The 14375-nt window shown below is 58.2% G+C and carries 12 protein-coding genes; 3 read left to right on the forward strand and 9 right to left on the reverse strand.

Features of this window, described 5'->3' with window-relative positions:
* Window positions 1-114: 114 nt before the first annotated feature.
* From GKR99_20345 to GKR99_20355, 3 genes are all read left to right on the forward strand, one after another.
* Window positions 115-660, forward strand: coding sequence for a TIR domain-containing protein (locus GKR99_20345; protein NKB29770.1), 546 nt, complete (start codon window positions 115-117; stop codon window positions 658-660).
* A 25-nt stretch (window positions 661-685) separates the two neighbouring features.
* Window positions 686-1644, forward strand: a protein-coding gene (locus GKR99_20350; protein NKB29771.1) for an IS630 family transposase whose coding sequence is annotated in 2 segments (ribosomal slippage) — window positions 686-1027 and window positions 1030-1644 — 957 coding nt in all. Because the reading frame shifts where the segments join, the coding sequence is not laid out codon by codon here.
* Complete coding sequence (locus GKR99_20355) at window positions 1644-2030, forward strand: hypothetical protein (protein ID NKB29772.1); 387 nt, start codon at window positions 1644-1646, stop codon at window positions 2028-2030. Before GKR99_20350 ends, GKR99_20355 begins: the two co-directional genes overlap by 1 nt.
* Before the next feature lie 192 nt (window positions 2031-2222).
* On the opposite strand, the gene phnY is transcribed toward GKR99_20355, so the two are convergent.
* The 9 genes from phnY to GKR99_20400 form a co-directional block, all read right to left on the reverse strand.
* Entirely contained in the window at window positions 2223-3677 is a 1455-nt protein-coding gene (phnY, locus tag GKR99_20360; GenBank protein NKB29773.1) for a phosphonoacetaldehyde dehydrogenase, read from the reverse strand.
* A 3-nt stretch (window positions 3678-3680) separates the two neighbouring features.
* Window positions 3681-4946, reverse strand: a complete 1266-nt coding sequence (phnA, locus tag GKR99_20365; GenBank protein ID NKB29774.1) for a phosphonoacetate hydrolase — start codon at window positions 4944-4946, stop codon at window positions 3681-3683.
* Window positions 4947-4976: 30 nt separating this feature from the next.
* The gene (locus GKR99_20370) at window positions 4977-6146 is read right to left on the reverse strand and encodes a 2-aminoethylphosphonate--pyruvate transaminase (protein ID NKB29775.1); all 1170 of its coding nucleotides are present in this window, start codon (window positions 6144-6146) and stop codon (window positions 4977-4979) included.
* Between the two features lie 86 nt (window positions 6147-6232).
* Complete coding sequence (locus GKR99_20375; GenBank protein NKB29776.1) at window positions 6233-7912, reverse strand: Na/Pi cotransporter family protein; 1680 nt, start codon at window positions 7910-7912, stop codon at window positions 6233-6235.
* 91 nt (window positions 7913-8003) lie between these two features.
* The gene (locus GKR99_20380; protein ID NKB29777.1) at window positions 8004-9008 is read right to left on the reverse strand and encodes an ATP-binding cassette domain-containing protein; all 1005 of its coding nucleotides are present in this window, start codon (window positions 9006-9008) and stop codon (window positions 8004-8006) included.
* Window positions 9005-10000, reverse strand: coding sequence for an ATP-binding cassette domain-containing protein (locus tag GKR99_20385; protein NKB29778.1), 996 nt, complete (start codon window positions 9998-10000; stop codon window positions 9005-9007). The genes GKR99_20380 and GKR99_20385 overlap by 4 nt, the downstream gene beginning before the upstream one ends.
* The gene (locus GKR99_20390; GenBank protein NKB29779.1) at window positions 10000-11199 is read right to left on the reverse strand and encodes an ABC transporter permease subunit; all 1200 of its coding nucleotides are present in this window, start codon (window positions 11197-11199) and stop codon (window positions 10000-10002) included. The genes GKR99_20385 and GKR99_20390 overlap by 1 nt, the downstream gene beginning before the upstream one ends.
* A 4-nt stretch (window positions 11200-11203) precedes the next feature.
* The gene (locus GKR99_20395; GenBank protein NKB29780.1) at window positions 11204-12211 is read right to left on the reverse strand and encodes an ABC transporter permease subunit; all 1008 of its coding nucleotides are present in this window, start codon (window positions 12209-12211) and stop codon (window positions 11204-11206) included.
* A 124-nt stretch (window positions 12212-12335) separates the two neighbouring features.
* Complete coding sequence (locus tag GKR99_20400; protein ID NKB29781.1) at window positions 12336-14375, reverse strand: ABC transporter substrate-binding protein; 2040 nt, start codon at window positions 14373-14375, stop codon at window positions 12336-12338.

Below are 14375 nucleotides of genomic sequence, written 5' to 3' on the forward strand. Positions count from 1 at the left end.
CCTATGAAGCGAAATAGTCGGAAAGCTTTGACCACGAGACAGCGCATGGCTGCGCGTGAGCGCATGTAGGCGATTTGGGCCGACCCCCGCGCCAAAAATTTAGGATCGGGCTGCATGGAAAGAAAAATCATCGTTCAGGCCCTAAAACGGAGTTTTTCAACACAATCGGCTACTACCGTTTTTCTCAGTCACACCTCTGCTGATAAACCGATCGTAGAGCCAATCGCGCTCAGACTCGCCGAAATATTCGGGCGAGAAAATGTCTTCTACGATTCTTGGTCAATTCAACCTGGTGATGGAATAATCGCCAAGATGAATGACGGGTTGACGGTTCCCGATTTCGTTTTCTTTTTTGTCTCAAATAGGAGTTTAGACAGCAATATGGTTAAGCTTGAGTGGCAGAACGCGCTGTTCAAAGCTACAAATGGACAATGCAAAATAATCCCGATACGTGTTGACGATTCTGCAATTCCGCCGATCATGAGTCAGAACCTTTATGTCGATTTGTTTAGTCATGGGCTAGAAGTGGCAATCTCTCAAGTTGTCAACGTTGCGCAGGGCAATAGCACCTTCACTCCACAGCATCTTGGGTTTTCAAACCTTAAAGCGTTTCGGCTTGAACCTGAATCGCGAGGGATTCCCTTGAGACCTGATCTGTGATTCATCCTGTTTGGGAGGATGGATCATGTCAGCACCTTTGCCATCTGCGCTTCGGATACGGTTTCAGAGATACATTGAAGAAGGGTTGAGCGGGCGCGCGGCGGCGTTGCGGTTGAAGCTGTCGCCTGCCACAGGCGCGCGGTGGGCGCGTCAGGTGAGGATGAAGGGTCATGCGGAACCTGCCCGGCAGGGACCGCCGCGCGGCAAGGGAAAGCTGGCTCCGCATCGGGAATTCTTTGAGGAGTTGATCGCACAAGACCCTGACATCACGCTCTTTGAGTTGCGTAATGCGCTGGCCGATGCAGAGGGTGTGCGGGTGCATCACTCCTCCATCGCCAACCTTCTGTCCCGGCTCGGCTTCACGTACAAAAAAAGTCGCTGGTCGCAACCGAGCGCCGCCGCGCCAAGGTAAGGCAGCAACGGGCCGACTGGTTCAGATACCGCTCGCCAGCCATTGCGACCTTTCCTGAGCGCGTTGTCTTTATTGACGAAACCGCAGTGAAGACAAACCTCACGCGCCTACGCGGCAGAGCCAAGCGCGGTAAGCGCCTGACGATGGATGCGCCCTTCGGAAGCTGGGGAACCCAAACCTTGATCGCGGGCCTGACCCAAGGCGCGCTGATCGCACCTTGGGTCATCAAGGGAGCGATAGATGGCCCCGCCTTCGCGGCCTACATCCGCGAAGTGCTGGTCCCCGAGATCAACCCCGGCACTGTCGTCATTCTCGACAACCTGGCAACCCACCGGAATAAGGAGGCGACGCAGGCTTTACGCAATCACGGCTGCTGGTTCCTTTACCTGCCACCGTACTCGCCCGACCTGAATCCCATCGAGCAGGCCTTCTCTAAACTGAAAGCCCATTTGCGACGGATCGGGGCCAGGTCCTTTACCCAGGTCTTCGAAGCAATCGGAGCAATCTGCGATCTCTACGACCCAGTAGAATGCTGGAACTACTTTAAGGCCGCCGGATATGTCTCAGGTTAATGTCGAAACGCTTTAGTTATTCGGTTGAGAATATTTCAAATCAAGAGATTCGATTGCGTGTTGAAGCATCTCACTATTTTGAACCAGTCGCGAAATTTTTAATACTAACAAACAATTCGAGAAGCGAGATAAAATGCTCTGAAGTTGGTGCGGGCATTTGCAATACTGGATTCTCGGAAGGAGTGAAGCTGGACAGTGGCCTTGAAGTGAACGCGTTTGTGCTTGGGTCAATGAACAGCATTACTCCGAAAATCCCGCTCAATATTTCGGTTAAATGGACCGAAGGTGTTGAACCTTCCCTGCTGGGCTTGATGCACTTGGTTGAGGAAAACCGGTGGAAAACCCTTCCTGTGAAAGGGTCGTCGCAAAATTCGCAGACTGCGTAAAAGTGGATGTTCGCGCCCACCAATCCTATGCAACAAAAAAAACGGTGCGCTCGCCAGCCCGTCCGAGCGGGTTGGCGATTGGCGAAGGTCCCGCCTTCTTCAGATTTGACTGAAACACGCAACCGTCCAAGTGCACCGCACTACCGTCAGATCGCCACCCCCGGGCTGGCAAGCGCACCACCAGCGCCCCCCTCACCCCGGCCAGGGCATCGAGTAGGTCTTCACATTCGTGAAGAACTTCATCGCCTCCAGCACGCCTTCTTTCACGCCGTTGCCGCTGTCTTTGATGCCGCCGAAGGGCGACATCTCGATCCGGTAACCGGGCTGTTCCCAGATGTTGACCGTGCCCACGTCCAGACCCTGAATATAGGCCGTCGCGCGGTGCAGGTCGTTGGTGCAAACCCCTGAAGACAGGCCGAAATCTGTTGCGTTGGAGATCCGCATCACCTCGGCATCGTCATCAGGCACCCGCACAATCGGGATGATCGGGCCGAAGGTTTCTTCCCACACCAGCTCACTATCATGGGGCACGTGGTCGACCACGATGGGCGGCAGCAGCGCGCCGCGCCGTTCCGGGTGATACAGGACTTTTGCCCCGGCCTTTGCCGCCGCAAGCACCCGGTTTTCAAACACCTCGGCTGCCTGCGCGTGGACCACACACCCCAATTGCGTGTCGGGATCCTGCGGATCGCCGAATTTGATCTTCTTCGCCTTCTCAACGATCAGCGGAACCAGCCGGTCCGCCACACTTTCCTGCACCAGAATCCGTTTGATCGCCGTGCAACGCTGCCCTGAATTCCCTGTCGCCCCGGCCACCGCAATCGTCGCCGCCTTTTCCAGATCGGCATCGCTCAGGTCATTCAGAATAATCAGCGGGTCATTTCCGCCCAATTCCAACGCGGTGCGTTTGTACCCGGCCTTCTCAGCAATCATTTTCCCGACCGGCACGCCGCCGGTAAAGGTGATAATGTCGATATCAGGATTGGTAATCATCTCATCCCCGATATCAGCGGGCATTCCGGTGACTATCTGGAACATCTCGGGCGGCAATCCCGCCTCGTACAGAATATCGGCCAATGTAATTGCGGTCAGCGGCGTCAATTCTGTCGGCTTGCACACCACGCAATTATTCGTCGCAATCGCCGGAGCGATCTTATGCGCCACCATATTCAACGGGTGATTGAACGGAGTAATCGCCGAGATTGCCCCAACAGGTTCGCGCATCGTGTAGATCCGACGCTCTTTCCCGTGCGGAGTCAGATCGCATGAAAAAATCTGCCCATCATCCAAAATCGCCAATTGTCCGGCCAGCGTGAACACATCATAACTGCGCCCGGTTTCATAGAGCGAGTGCTGTTTGCAGATCCCAAGTTCCAACGTCAGCCAATGCGCGATCTCTTCACGACGTTCACGAATTAATTCGCCTGCGCGAAACAGAATCTGCTGACGCTCATAGCGCGTCAATTTCGGTTTATAGGCCTTTGCAATTGCGAAGGCTTTCTTCGCATGCTCTGCCGTGCCTGCCGGAACCGTGCCAATCACCTGATCGGTATAGGGATAGCGGACCTCGACGACGTCATCGGTAAAGACCTTCTCGCCGCCAATCCGCATCGCCTCATGGCGTACCGTTTGATCAATCGCATTCATCGCTCAGCCCTCTACTTCCATCGCCGCCGCCTGACAGGCAATATGGAATGCATCGAAATTCCGCAATGTCGGGGCGGCCGCCAGATCTGGCAGCACCCGGTTGACGATGAACGGCACCTCTTGCTCGGTCAGGCCTCCGTGACTGCGCAGCGGTTCATTCAATGCGGCCAGGTCGTGACGGTGCGCTGACGTGCCCAAGGTCATGTTTTCGCCCGAGATTACAATGATATCGCCGATGCGATCTGTGGGCAGTTCGAACCGTTCGCAGGCATTGGCGCGCGTATCGGCATAGATGATTTCATCCATGGCGCGCAACCGCGTCACGACGTCTTCGGCGTCGGATCCGGCGGGCAGATAGGCCGTCGCGAAGGCCCCGAGCGCGCCGTGATGGACAACATAGGGGTCAGTAATAGGCAGGATCACGCGGGCCTGCGCCTCACCCAGCCAATCGTCCAGAACGTCCTGCAGATAGATCACCTTGGGGTCGCCATTCGCATCATGCTTGGGCTTCATTCCGTGATCCGCCGTCACCACAATGGCGGCACCATCCGCATCCAGTTCCGCCAGATAGCGGTCGAACATTTCATAGAACGCTTTGGCCTGCGCATCATCGGGGGCGTATTTATGCTGAACGTAATCCGTTGTCGTCAGATACATCACGTCAGGGCGAAATTCGCGCAGCAGTTTCACCCCGGCGGCAAAGACGAATTCCGACAATTCGGCGGAATAAACCTCGGGCACGGGCAGGCCCAGCCATTTGCTGGCATTGTCGATGCCATGTTCGGCCTTGGTCGAGGTGTCGCTGCGTTCCGACGAAAAGCAAATTGCGCGGCCATCTTGGAACGCCAGATCCTTGGCCAGCAATGCGCGAAGCTTGTCCTTGGCCGTGACAATCGCCACCTTTGCCCCGGCATCATAAAAGCCTTTGAACACGGTCGGCGCACGCAGCCATTTCGGGTCGTTCATCATCACTTCGGAATCGGTTTCCGGATCATAAAGAAAGTTCCCGCAAATCCCGTGCACCGCCGGGGGGCGTCCGGTGGCAATCGACATGTTGTTCGGATTGGTAAAGCTTGGGATCGCGGAATGGGCCAGCCGGTCAGTCCCCGTTTCGCGCATGCGCTTTAGCGTCGGCATCAGCCCGTCGGCGATGGCGGCATCCAGATAGGCGGGCTCACACCCGTCCAGGCAAATCGCGATCGCGGTGGTTTTCGGCGCAGCATCGGCGCGTTCATTTATCACGATGTCAGCAGGGGTCATATCGTTCATCTATTTTGTCTTTCAGGTTCAGGCGGCCAATCAGGCGCGTTCTTCCAGTGCAATTGCAGGCGGGGCAGCGCTTGCCACGCCCATGTCGGTCAGGCTGTCACGGGCGGCATCGACGACCGCGCGCATGACATCCGCATCCATCTGGCCGATACAGCCGATACGGAAACTGTCCACGACGGTCAGTTTGCCGGGATAGATGATGAAGCCGCGGGATTTCATCGCCTCGTAAAAGCGGGTGAATTCGAATGCGGGATCGGCAGGACAAAAGAATGTCACGATGATCGGCGACAGCCAGCGGTCATTCAACAGCGTCTCGAACCCCAGGTCACGCATGCCCGCGACCATCACGTCGCGGTTCTGCGTGTACCTGGCGCCGCGTCCCGCAACGCCGCCTTCGGCGCGGTGCTGGGTCAGCGCCTCCATGAAGGCGGCGACCACATGGGTCGGCGGGGTAAAGCGCCATTGGCCTGTCTTGTTCATGGCCACCCACTGATCATGCAGATCCAGGCTGAGGGATGTCGCATTGCCTGCGGCCGCCTCCAACATCGTCTTGCGGGCGATGATAAAGCCGAAGCCGGGCACCCCTTCGATGCATTTGTTGGCCGAGCTGACGATGGCGTCATAAGGAATCTCATGCGCCTGAAGTTCCAGCGCGCCAAAAGCGCTCATCGAGTCGATCAGAATGCTGCGGCCGGCGGATTTGACCGCCTCGGCGATTTCACTCACCGGGTTCAGAATGCCTGAAGACGTCTCACAATGCACCAGCACCACATGGCTGATCGCGGGATCTGCGGCCAGCGCGGCAGAAACCTCGGCCCCGCGCGGCGGCATATAATCGCCCTTGTCGATGACCACATGCGCGCGGCCCAGGTATTGCACGGTCTTGACGATCCGCTGCCCGTAAGCACCGTTCACCAGCACCAGCGTCTTGCTGTCCTTGGGCAACAGAGAGCCGAGCATCGATTCGACCGCAAATGTCCCGCTGCCCTGCATCGGCACACAGTCGAAGGCATCAGCCTCGGGGCCGATCATAGCCAGAAGCTGGGACCGCATTGCCGCTGTCATGGCGCGAAAATCTGCGTCCCAACTGCCCCAGTCGCGCAGCATCGCCTGTTTCACGCCATAAGATGTTGTCAGCGGACCGGGCGTCAGAAGATAGGGTTCGCCCAGCTTCGGCGGTTCGATTTTTGCCTGTGTCATCGGTAGATTTCCTTGTCCGAGTCCTTCAAGTTGCGGGCAGATTAGCGCGCATTATTGCATCGCAAAAATCGTTAATACATACCAAACTATAAGTTTTGCCTATCTATCGTACCGGTCTTGTCCAACCGGCTGTCGCGCAGCATCCCGCTTTGACGCAACACCGGATACCCAATCAGCGCATAGCGAGAGTTGATCTCTTTCAGCGCGCGAACAACCTCGATGTGGACATCACTGGTGGCGATGCTTTCGGGGGTTCCGGTGGCCAGCCTGCTGACATGGCGGTCAAAGCTAAGGCGTTCAAATTCGCGCATTTTTTCCTTTTCTTCAACTAGTTGCAGGGCGGTATCGACATCGTCGGAAACCAGCACATTCAACGCCATCTGCGCGTTGGCCATCACACGCGCATGCAGGCGTGACAGTTCAGCCCAACCGTCCTCGGAAAACCTGGAACCGCTTTCGTTCTTTTCGGACACGGCGCGCAGCAGGTCCTTCGAGATGATGTCACCGATCCGTTCCAGCGCCACGGCGGCATCGAGGTAGTCCATCAGCTGCACCGCTTCATCCCGGTTCAGTTGTTGCTGGCTCAACTCTGCCAGGAACAACTTGATCTCGCTGTGACGCTCATTCACCTCAAGGTCCATGGTCCGCAAACTTCGCAGCCGATCAGGCGCCGCCGTGTCGAACAGTTCCATCACCGGGGTCAGCATCTGTTCGACCGTTCCCGCCATCAACAAAAGTTCCCGCAACACGCAGGCAAGCGCCTGGCGCGGATCGCTGAGTGCGCCGGGATCAAGCGCACTGACCCGCGGGGGTTGGACGCTTTCACTGACGACCGGGTCACGCAGGACCTTCTTCAACAAGGTCGCGCAGGGGATGACGAAAGGCAGGAAAACCAAAACCAATACGGCGTTGAAGGCGAAATGGAACAGAACCAGCTGGCGCGCTTCGGTTTCGGCATACCGCCCAAGGGGCAACGCAACAATCTGCATCAGGCCCAGAACCGCCAGCGCCCCGACCAGACGAAAGGCCAGATTGCCCAGCGTGATCCGGCGCGCCTTGATATGGGCCGACCGCGTCAGCCAGACGGCCACACAGGCACCGCCGATGTTCGCGCCCAGAACCAGGGGCACACCTGCTGCGATGCCCAGCACCCCCTCGGCCGCGAAGGCCGCAAACAGCAAGATTGCGGCGACCGAAGAATGGAACAGGAATGCCAACGCCGCACCGCCAAGGACCGCCGTGATCGGGTCAAAGGCCAGATATGCCACGATGTCCGGCAGAAACCGCGATTCCCGCAGCGGCACTGTCGCCTGACTGATCAGCGACAATGAAATAAGGATCAGCGCAATTCCCATCAGCACCCGGCCAATCTGTTTCGCCAGCCGCGCGTCCGTTTTCAGGAATAGAAATCCGCCGACCAGCAGCAAAACCGCCGTTAGCCATCCGAGGTCCAGCGACAGGAACACCACGACCAGCGCCGTGCCAAGATCCGCCCCCAGAACAACCGCCAAGGCCCCGGTCACGCCCATCACGCCGGTGGTGGCAAAACCGCCGACCAGCAGCGCCACAGCGGTCGCGCTTTGCAGCGACGCCGCCGCGATCACGCCCACACCTGCAGACTTCAGCAGACTTTTGCGCGTGGTCAGGAACAGGTCGCGCAACGCAGAGCCGGCGGCACGTTCGATCCCGGTGCGCACCATGCGCGTCGAATAGAGCAGCAACATAACTGCCCCGGCCAACTGCAAAAGAATGACAATGACCTGCATCGGCCCCCTCGTGTTAGTCGTGCAAAATGCCCGAGTTTGACCTATTGTTCAAATTGATACGCCTTATCGACCTATCAAAATGCACGATGCGTCAGGCGGCGCTTTCATCCAGCAGTTCCTGCCAGCGATGGCAGGATACGGCATGCCCATCGGGTGATTTTTCCAGTTTCGGATCCGTCGACTTGCAAATGTCGATGGCAAACGGACAACGGGTGTGGAACTTGCAGCCCGGCGGCTGGTTCGTGGGGGACGGAATCTCGCCCTCCAGCTTCTGCGCGGTGCCGCGATCATCCGGGTCCAGTGACGGAATGGCCGAGAACAGCGCCTTGGTGTAGGGGTGGCGTGGCTGGGCGAACAGTTCACTGGTTGTCGCGCTTTCCACGATCCGGCCCAGATACATCACCGCAACATGATCGCAGGTATGGGCCACAACGCTCAGGTCGTGGCTGATGAACATAAAGGTCAGGCCCATTTCGGACTGGATCTGCTTCAGCAGATTCAGAACATCGGCCTGGATCGATACATCCAGTGCGGCAACGCTTTCATCCGCCACGATGAATTTCGGGCCAGAAACAAGCGCGCGCGCAATGGAAATCCGCTGGCGCTGACCGCCCGAAAACGCGTGCGGGAAGCGGCGCAGGTGTTCCAGGTTCAGGCGGCACTTCGCGGCAATCTCGCGCACACGCTCGTCCGTATCGGTGCGTGTTTTGGTGATCCCCATCACCTCCAGCGGTTCGGCGATGATATCGCGCACCGTCATCCGGGGGCTCAGCGCGGCATAGGGATCCTGAAAGATCAGCTGCGCCCGCTTGCGATATTCAAACAGGTCCACCTTCGAAAGGTCTTTGAGGTCATATTCAACCTCTCCATCATCATAGGTCGCCGTCCCTTCCGAGATATCGACCGCCTTCAACAGCGCCCGGCCCAGCGTGGTTTTGCCAGACCCGCTTTCGCCAACTATGCCAAAGAAACTGCCCTTTGGGATGTCGATCGAGATCCCCTCGACCGCTTTCAGGTCAAATTTCTTGAATGCCCCGGCGTTGATCCGGAAGGTGACCGACAGCCCGTCGGTCGAAATCAGCGGCGTATCACTCATGCGCCCGACCCTTCTTCACACAGATGGCATGCGGCGCGGTGGTTTTCGGCCGTTTGCACCCATTGCGGCACATCCGTTTTACAGACATCCCCGATGATCTTGGAACAACGCGTGTGGAACACGCATCCCGGCGGGCGTTCCAGCGGCGACGGAATGTCGCCAGGCACCGGCACCAATGGTGCCTCCAGATCGTCGAGCTTTGGCAGCGCCGCGATCAGCCCCTGGGTATAGGGGTGGTGCGGGTGCCGGATCACTTCGCGCACCGGACCCTGTTCGACCATCCGGCCCAGGTACATCACGGCCACCTTGTCGGCGGTTTGCGCAACAACGCCAAGGTCATGGGTGATGAAGATAATGCCCATGTTGAACTCGGTCACCAGGTCTTTCATCAGGTCAATGACCTGCGCCTGAATGGTCACATCCAGCGCCGTCGTCGGTTCATCCGCGATCAGCAGTTTCGGCTTGGTCGACAGCGCCATGGCGATCATCGCCCGCTGGCGCATCCCGCCGGACAATTCGAACGCATATTGGTCAAAGCGGGTCGAGGTATCGGAAATCCCGACGCGATCCAGCATCTCGATGCTCAGATCCTTCGCCTGCTTCTTGTTCATGTCCGAATGCACCAGAAGCTGTTCGACCATCTGCCTGCCGATGCTGATGGCGGGCGCGAAGCTGGCCATCGGCTCCTGAAAAATCATCGAGACTGCGCCCCCGCGCACAACCTCCATTTCGCGCGCGTTGCGCAGCGCCATGACATCCACCGGGCCGCTGTCCAGATGCAGCGTGATTTTCGTATCGTCCGAATAGATCGCGTTGCCGGGGTTCAGCTTCATCAGCGATTTGGCCGTCACCGACTTGCCCGACCCGCTTTCCCCGACCAGCCCCATAACCTCGCCGGGTTCCAGGCTGAAAGAGACATTGTCCACCGCCGTGATGACCCCCTCATCCGTGCGGAATTGCAGCGTCAGGTTTTCGACATCCAGAAGGCTCATCAGTGGCTATCCGAGTAAGGGTCGGCAGCGTCACGCAGCCCGTCGCCAACAAAGACGAAAGCCATGACGAGGGCGACGAAGAAAATCACCGGGATGAAATACCACTGATAGTTCAGCAGAACATCGGCCGAGGTTGCCTTTTGCAACATCACGCCAAGGCTGCTGACCGGGTCTTTCAGCCCTAGGCCAATGAAGGACAGCGCCGTTTCGCTCAGCACCATATAGGGGAAACTGATGACCAGATCGACGATGATATAGCTGGTGAAACTGGGCAGCAGGTGGCGGCGGATCACATGGCCGGGCTTGGCCCCGCACAGCTGCGCCGCCAGCACATACTCCTGATTGCGTTCGGTCAGCATATGGGTGCGAACGCGGCGTGCAAGCGTGGGCCATCCGACCAACCCCAGAATGATCGAGATGATGAAGAACCGCCCCTCGGAACTTAGCCCCGGACCAAGCTCGACAAGTGTCCAGTCGCCGATACCTATGCGCGATCCTTCCGCTGCAATGATCGCGGATATCGCCATGAACAGCGGGATCACCGGCACCACGCGTACCGCATCGGTCACCATCTGGATGATCGAGTCGATCCAGCCTCCGTAATATCCGGCGACCCCCCCGATAATCAGCGCCAGAACGAAGGCGATCACCACGCCGATGGTGCCGACCTGCATCGAGGTCCAGACCGCGTGGAGTGTCCGGCTGAAGATATCCTGCCCGTCCTCATCCGTGCCGAACAGGTGAATCTTGCCTCCTTCGACCCCGAAAAGGTGGATATTGCCGGGTACGAAGCCAAACAGTTTATAGCGATCGCCGCGCACGAAGAACTGCATCGGCAGGCGCGTATCTTCGTCAACCTTGGTCACCCAGCGGAAATTGGTTGCCATCGACCGTTCGCGCGTGACCGCATGAATGAATGGGCGCAGCGAACAGCCGTTGCTGTCACAGAACTGCGGCATCTGCGGTGCGCCGTTTGTGTAATCCTTGTCCCGCCCGGCAATCGTCGGGTCGTAGGGTGACAGGAAGGGCGCGAACAGCCCCGACAGTATCAGCACGATCAGCACCATGGCCGCAATCATGGCGGCCCGTTGTTTCTTGAACCGCGCCCAGATCAGTTGCCGCTGCGAGGCGGTGAAATACGCCTCTTTCGACTTCTGGTCGTCCTGCGGGGCCGGGGATTGTGCGGTGGTATCTGTCATCGGCTCATCCCATGATGCTTCGGCGGACACGCGGGTCGATTGCGGCCAGCAGCAGGTCGGTCAGGAAATTCAGCGTCACGATGGAAGCGGTCAGCAGGAAGATGATCGCACCCGCCAGCTGTTGGTCGTTCGAGCGTGCCAATGCCTCGATCAGCAACGCACCCGCGTCCGTCAGGATCAGGATCAACGCGACGATCGGCAATTCGTTGAAAATCCGGTTCAGGTCGAAGCCAAGGCTGTTGACGATCGGCCCCAACGCGTGCCGTGCCGGATAGCGCCACAGCAGCTTGCGCCCGTAGATGCCGCGCGCCGAAGCGGCGGTGACGTAAAGCTTGCCAATCTCATCACTCATCAGCGCCCGGACGGTTTGCAGCGCAAAGGCGGTGGCCGACCAGCCCAGAATGAAGATCGGTAGCCAGATGTGTTTCAACAAATCGACAAACTTCGCCCCTGACCACGGCGCATCGCGGAATTCGTTCGAGAATAACCCCGTCAGCGTTTCCCCGAAATAGACCGTCGCCGCCAGCATAATCATCAGCGCCAGCAGGAAGTTCGGCAGCGCCAGCCCGAGGTACGAGAACAGGCGCAACCCGTTGTTCAGTGCGGCGGAATTGGTCGCAACCGAGATGATGCCAACCGGGATTGCAATCGCATAGGCCAGCACAAGCGAGGCCAGGCACAGCCCAAGCGACAACCAGAACTTGTCGCCCAGAAGCTGCGCGATGTTGACGCGCAGGATACAGCTGTCGCCGAATTCGCCCTGGAAGGCGTTGACGATCCAGCTGGTCCAGCGAACCAGGAAGGGGCGGTCCAGACCAAGGCGCTGGCGCTCTGCCTCCAACTCGTTGGCGATCTGGATACTGGACCCTTGCGTGTTCTTGAACGCCAGATAGCGTTCAGCGCAGTCGCCCGGCACCAGTTCCATCAGTGAAAAGACGATCAATGAAACGATAATCAGGGTGATCACCGCCATGACGGCGCGCACAAACGCAAATCGCGCGAATTGCATCATCTGGCCTGGTCCATCCCCGTTACATTGTCAGTGGGTTTCGCCCCGAATCCCGGATCTTTGTCCGGGTAAGGTTGCGGGCGACACGCGCCGCCCGCAACTGTTTTCTTTCAACCAAAGCGGTCGATTATTCGTCCAGCCACCACTGCGTGGCGCGGTACGGATAGGTCCGATAGTACTCGTAAGAATGTGTCTGGAACTCGATGAAGTTCTTCAGATCGTTGTTACGATAGATCGGAGCAGGCGCGCGAACCGTGCCGATGAACAGCAGGTTTTCGACCATGTTCTTCACCATACGCTCACCAATCTGCTTGAACTCATCACCCGACTGGTCCGCGGACTGGAAGGCGTTGATGTCAGCGATTAGCTGCTTGACGTACTCGGGCGGCTCAATACCGTCCGAGCCTCCGCTGTCGACATATGCTGCCCACAGCATACCGGTCCGGTTGCCGAAGTAGTTCTCGAACGGCGGCACCCACAGTTCGTTGTTGCCCAGAACGATGGCCAGCGGCTGCGACTTGCGCCACATGGAAACGTCCAGCTGGTTCGAGGACTGGGCCGAGCGATACTCGTCCGGCGTCACCTCTTTCACGACCGAGTCGATGCCGACATCGCGCCAGTACTGGCTGACCAGTTCCACCGTCTGCCCGGCGATGCCTTGCGTCGAATAGTTCAGGTTCAGCACCAGTTTGTCACCATTGGGCATTTCGCGCAGCCCGTCACCATCGGTGTCGGCCAGGCCCATTGCATCCAGCTTGGCATTTGCCGCATCCGGATCGAAATCCGTCATGTAGCTTTCCCAGGCCGGATCAACAAACTCCGGCAGCGGCGAGAAGCCGACATACTGGGTGCCGTTACCCAGACCGAAGAACGCCGTTTCGTTCAGCTCATCGCGGTTGATGGCAATCGACATCGCCTCACGGAAGCTCAGATCGCCAAAGATGGCGCGCTTGGCTTCATCTTCATGCGTCACGTTGAAGCCAAAGGCACCCAGCGTGATTTCCGGCTTGAGGTAGATCGAATAGTTGCCGGCCTCCTGATTTTCCAGAAGAAGCGGTGCCGAAGGCAGCTGCAGCGACTGTGACTTATAGTCAACTTCGCCATTCACCAGCTTCAGGATCCGAACTTCGTTGTCGTTGATATAGACTTCGTCCTGCTCACCGATATAGGGCAGCTGCTGGCCGGTCGTATCAACCTGGTGGAAGTAGGGGTTGGCCACAAGGTGGCGACCCTCGGTCGTGTCGGTCACATAGATATGCGATTCCAGCGTCGGCAGCGTTGCCTTGGGCAGACCACCAACAAGGTCCGGCTTGGACAGCATCGGTGACGGCGTGTCCGTCCAGTCCGAATTGCCCCAATAGGCCTTGATCGCGTCATAGCCGTTTTCAAAGCCGAGGCTTTGGGCAAGGCTGTCTGCGTCAGCATTGATACCGGGGTGAAACTGACCCAGGAAATGCTTGGGCTGGAAGCCCTGACCGAAGTGCGTGGCAAAGTGTGCCAGCAGACCGGGCTTGGGTGCCGGCAGGTTGAAGACCACTGTGGTCTCATCCGGGGCATCAACGGTCATCCGCTCACCCGCGACGGTCACGTAATCCTTCGGCGCTTCGAAGATATTCGTGTCCATATGCAGATCGTCATACCAGAACTTGACGTCTGCACTGGTAAACGGCGCACCGTCCGACCATTTGTGACCGGCACGCAGGTGGAATGTCAGCTGGGTGAAATCATCGTTCCATTCCCAGGACTTGGCAATGTTTGGCACGATGGTCTGAAGGTCATCGGAATACCGGACCAGGTTGACGTGGCGCACCGACAGGAAGTCAGAGGTACCAGCCTCGGTCGCGTTGGACAGAACGTCCAGCGTCCCGCCGTATTTGCCCACACCCGCATAAGGCACCACGACCAGCGGTTCGGACGGCAGACGATCTGCCAGGTCAGGCAGGTCGCCGTTGCCTGCGATCTGACCGTTCAGCGCGGCTGAATCGGGGTTCGCTGAAAACTCCATGGTGCAGCCCGCTGCATCCTGGAACTCTGCCAGTTCATATTGTTGCGGAAATTCACCCGCAGCGACGCCACCCATGTCAGCAACGCTGATCGCCGGGCAGTTGGCCAGAGCAGCACCGGGCAAGATGATTGCCGCCACCCCTGTCAAAAGAATTCGTTTCAT

It is taken from the genome of Paracoccaceae bacterium (assembly GCA_012103375.1).
Lineage (GTDB): Bacteria > Pseudomonadota > Alphaproteobacteria > Rhodobacterales > Rhodobacteraceae > WLWX01.